Genomic DNA, 3,836 nt, shown 5'->3' with positions numbered 1-3,836 from the left:
CCATACAAACAAAAAGCCCGCCTAGTGCGGGCTTTTTGCCGTCTGGGGTTTGTATAGGCTTTATCCGGCGTCCTCCTTTTTCTCCCTCCTCATGTGTTTTCCCATGCGTCTGCGTCGTCGCAGTTCATAGATGCAGCCAATACTGAGCTTTGGCGTGCAAGCGCTTGTTCTTTCCAGTTTTTTAACGTTTAAAACGTCCGGGCGGTGTATCATGCGCCCGTCAGCCCCGCCGGGGCTTGTGGAATACCTCCATGGACTTACCCAGTAGTTACTCAGTACCCCGTTTTACCAATCATGAATTGACTGATTGATCCTTCCGGCGTGCCCCGCTGCTGGGAGTGGAGTTCGCCTATGACCGAAGTAGAAGTAAAGAAAACACAAGAAAGCCTGCAGGATCGTCTGGCTCAAGTTATCGAGCTGCTGCAGCGCCAGCGCGTGGTCGAAGACCTCACGCACCGCCAGGAAGGTCCGAACCACGACCGCGTCGAAAACCTGGTTCACCGGCAAAACCTCGTCGAGTTGCAACGCAAGCTCGATGACCTGCACTCCGCCGACGTCGCCTACATTCTTGAAGCCTTGCCGTTGGATGACCGACTGACCCTGTGGCAGTTGGTGAAGGCTGATCGCGACGGTGACATCCTTCTGGAAGTATCGGACTCGGTGCGTGAGACGCTCATCGCCGACATGGATGACCACGAACTCCTGGCTGCCGCCAAGGAGATGGATGCGGACGAGCTTGCTGACCTGGCCCCTGAGCTGCCCCGTGATGTTGTCCATGAGTTGATGGAAGCGCTCGACACGCAGCAGCGTGAGCGTGTGCGTTCCGCGCTGTCGTACGACGAGGATCAGGTCGGCGCCCTGATGGACTTCGAGATGGTCACCATCCGCGAAGACGTCAGCCTGGAAGTGGTGCTGCGTTACCTGCGCCGCCTCAAAGAGTTGCCCGGCCACACCGACAAATTGTTTGTGGTCGACTATGAGGGCATCCTCAAAGGCGTTTTGCCGATCAAGCGCCTGCTGGTCAATGATCCGGAGAAAAAAGTTGCTGACCTGATGGCCAGCGATACCGTGAGCTTCCACCCGGACGAAGATGCCTACGACGCGGCCCAGGCATTCGAGCGTTACGACTTGATCTCGGCTCCGGTGGTTGATAAGAACGGCAAGTTGATCGGTCGTCTGACCATCGATGAAATCGTCGACTTGATCCGTGAGGAAAGTGAAACCGAAGTCCTCAACATGGCGGGTTTGCGTGAAGAGGAAGATATTTTCGCGTCGGTCTGGCGTTCACTGCATAACCGCTGGGCTTGGCTGGCTATCAATCTGATTACCGCGTTTATCGCTTCTCGCGTGATCGGGTTGTTTGAAGGCTCCATCGAGAAGCTGGTTGCCTTGGCGGCGTTGATGCCGATTGTGGCGGGCATTGGCGGCAACTCCGGGAACCAGACCATCACCATGATCGTGCGCGCCATGGCGCTGGACCAGGTCAGTACCGCCAATTCCTCACGGCTGTTGCGCAAGGAACTGGCTGTAGGCCTCATAAACGGATTGGTGTGGGGGGGCGTGATTGGCGTGGTGGCCTACTTGCTCTACGGCAGTTGGTCCCTAGGTGTGGTCATGACTGCGGCCATGACCCTTAACCTGTTGCTGGCGGCCTTGATGGGGGTATTGATCCCCATGACCCTGGCGCGTCTAGGTCGCGATCCCGCCATGGGTGCCAGTGTGATGATCACGGCCATGACTGACAGTGGTGGTTTCTTCATCTTCTTGGGCCTGGCAACGATCTTCCTGCTCTGACCCTTCCCGCGGGGGCAAACCTGCCCTCGCTTTGCTTCTTATTCCCAAACTCGACGCAAAAAAAAAGCCAGCACAGGGCTGGCTTCGGCTTTCAGGTGTCAATCAATTGGCTTCTGCGGCCGCCTCCACGTCGTGCGCGATCAGCGAGACGAGAGCATTTTGCTGGCGGTGGGAGAGTTGACGAAAACGCTGCAGCAGTTCGCGTTCGTGCAGTGACAGCTCGGGGCTGTCCAGGCGCATGCTCAACTCTTCACCCAAGGCACCTTCCTGAATAAGGCTTTGTTCCAGGCGTGCGATGATTTCGGAGTTCATGCTGCGGTGATGATTGCGAGCCACCTCGGCAATGCGTTCCCGCATTCCGTCTGGCAGACGTACGACGAATTTGTCAGCCGTACGGCTGGAATAAATTGCCTGTTTCAATGGGCGCATATATTTAACCGGTTAGTTCAGGGGAGCGGTTTCTGGAATTGGCCGCAAGATGAGTGTTAAGACAAGGCTCACGACCAAAGTTCAACGCGAATTGCAAAGAGGCCGCATCATGCCTCAGATTTGCCATTTCATTGGCGTCAATTCTGTGACAAATATTGAACCGCCTACAGGCTTTATGCCAGTACTGATTTGCGTTTTTGCGGACTGGTTGGAAAAATTTCCCGCAGCTGCAGCGAAGCTCGGCAACCTTCGTCCAGGCCAGCGCGGAATCTGAGTCGAAGGGTGTCCTTTCTATAGGGATATGGCCTTTTGCCCGCAAGCTTAAGGTTAGTAGCTGTTCGGCTATTTACGAGTGTCAGGCGACATAAGGTAGGGCGAAGGGCGGCGGGGGAGGGCTAGCGAAGGAGTGGATCGAATTTGATTCGGCGACCCTTGATGAGTGCCATTATCAGTAGGCTGCCCAGCACGGCGCTTGCGACGAAGGCTAGGGTTTGAGCTTGTTGTGAGGTGGCTCCCAGGCCTAGTGCGGCGGACATGAGGGTCAGGCACAGAAATAACCAGGCAGATTTGGACATGAATATTTTCTCAGAAAACCCAATGCTCGGCCGCTGGGGCAGATTGGGTTTCTTGGGTCAGGCGGATGGGGGGCTGGGGGTTGGCAGTCATCAGTGCGAGTTGAGGGCGCTGTTGCAGATGGTGGGGAATGGCTTGGCTGATTTGCGCGCCGTCTTCAGTATTGGTCGGCTGAAAATGAAACGTCACCACCGCGGCCAGTGCCACAGCGTTCAGTGCTAATAGAAGGGCGCTGTTCATAGTCATGGTCTCCACGGTGCCTGGAACGATTGGTTGTGTATGTATGACTTTGCAGATGTCGTGCCAACCTATTAGGCCAATAAAAACAAAGAGTTAGATTTGATTTGTGGGGTTTTGAGGTTGCAGTTTGCAATGATGGCATATTGGCGCAGTGCAATTTGCACGATGCATCTGAAGGCTTTGGTCTGCAGGGAGAGGCTTTGAATGCATTCGCAGGGATCGGCCTACATTCAAAATGCCAACGGACGACATGACAAAACCAGCCTCGGCCGTTAAGATGCACGCCGTCTGTCGCTAGCCCTTCCGGGTAAGCATTTGGCATTTGTCCCAGTAGCTCAATTGGATAGAGCATCCCCCTCCTAAGGGGAAGGTTGGCCGTTCGAACCGGCCCTGGGACACCATCTCTGTTGAGCTTTCCCTTTCCGGTATTCGCCGGTCTAAAAAAACAGTCTTTCTCGCTCCTCGCTTTCGCAGGTCTCGGCCGGGCTTCTTCCGGTTGGAGTTCGATGCATTTGTGTGGGAGGGGGTATTCACGCCCCAGGGCTATACGCTTCTTCTTATATAGAAGAGGCGGCGAGGCATCCTGATTTTATAGGCGAATGGGTTTTTAGCTTTTTTGCGGATAAGGGGTTGACGTTCATGGCGATCCCTGTAGAATTCGCCTCCCGCTTACGAGAGATCGCAAGCGCAAGTGGTTGAAGTTGTTGAGGAAATCTTCGAAAGCTTCTGAAAATAACCACTTGACAGCAAATGAGGCTGCTGTAGAATGCGCGCCTCGGTTGAGACGAAAGATCTTAACC

At 54.8% G+C, this 3,836-nt stretch carries 5 protein-coding genes and 1 tRNA gene; 3 read left to right on the top strand and 3 right to left on the bottom strand.

Going from position 1 to position 3,836, the window contains the following annotated elements:
* The first annotated feature begins 351 nt into the window (after nt 1-351).
* The gene (mgtE, locus tag AC1RAC_RS24440) at nt 352-1,794 is read left to right on the top strand and encodes a magnesium transporter (RefSeq protein ID WP_003193593.1); all 1,443 of its coding nucleotides are present in this window, start codon (nt 352-354) and stop codon (nt 1,792-1,794) included.
* Nucleotides 1,795-1,896: 102 nt separating this feature from the next.
* Here mgtE and AC1RAC_RS24435 read toward each other — a convergent pair whose 3' ends face one another.
* On the bottom strand, nt 1,897-2,223 hold the full coding sequence (locus AC1RAC_RS24435; RefSeq protein ID WP_003193592.1) for an Arc family DNA-binding protein: 327 nt from the start codon (nt 2,221-2,223) through the stop codon (nt 1,897-1,899).
* A 49-nt stretch (nt 2,224-2,272) separates the two neighbouring features.
* Here AC1RAC_RS24435 and AC1RAC_RS24430 point away from each other — a divergent pair, with 49 nt between their 5' ends.
* Nucleotides 2,273-2,497 (top strand): hypothetical protein, encoded by a 225-nt coding sequence (locus tag AC1RAC_RS24430; protein ID WP_127882259.1) that lies wholly within the window; start codon nt 2,273-2,275, stop codon nt 2,495-2,497.
* Between the two features lie 121 nt (nt 2,498-2,618).
* On the opposite strand, the gene AC1RAC_RS24425 is transcribed toward AC1RAC_RS24430, so the two are convergent.
* Nucleotides 2,619-2,798, bottom strand: coding sequence for a PA3371 family protein (locus AC1RAC_RS24425; protein ID WP_072448858.1), 180 nt, complete (start codon nt 2,796-2,798; stop codon nt 2,619-2,621).
* A 10-nt stretch (nt 2,799-2,808) separates the two neighbouring features.
* Complete coding sequence (locus AC1RAC_RS24420; RefSeq protein ID WP_054896750.1) at nt 2,809-3,036, bottom strand: hypothetical protein; 228 nt, start codon at nt 3,034-3,036, stop codon at nt 2,809-2,811.
* A 324-nt stretch (nt 3,037-3,360) separates the two neighbouring features.
* Here AC1RAC_RS24420 and AC1RAC_RS24415 point away from each other — a divergent pair.
* Nucleotides 3,361-3,437, top strand: a tRNA-Arg gene (locus AC1RAC_RS24415).
* Nucleotides 3,438-3,836: the final 399 nt, after the last annotated feature.

It is taken from the genome of Pseudomonas sp. GW823-FHT02F05 (assembly GCF_058797315.1).
This window is presented reverse-complemented; position numbering and strand designations above follow the sequence as displayed.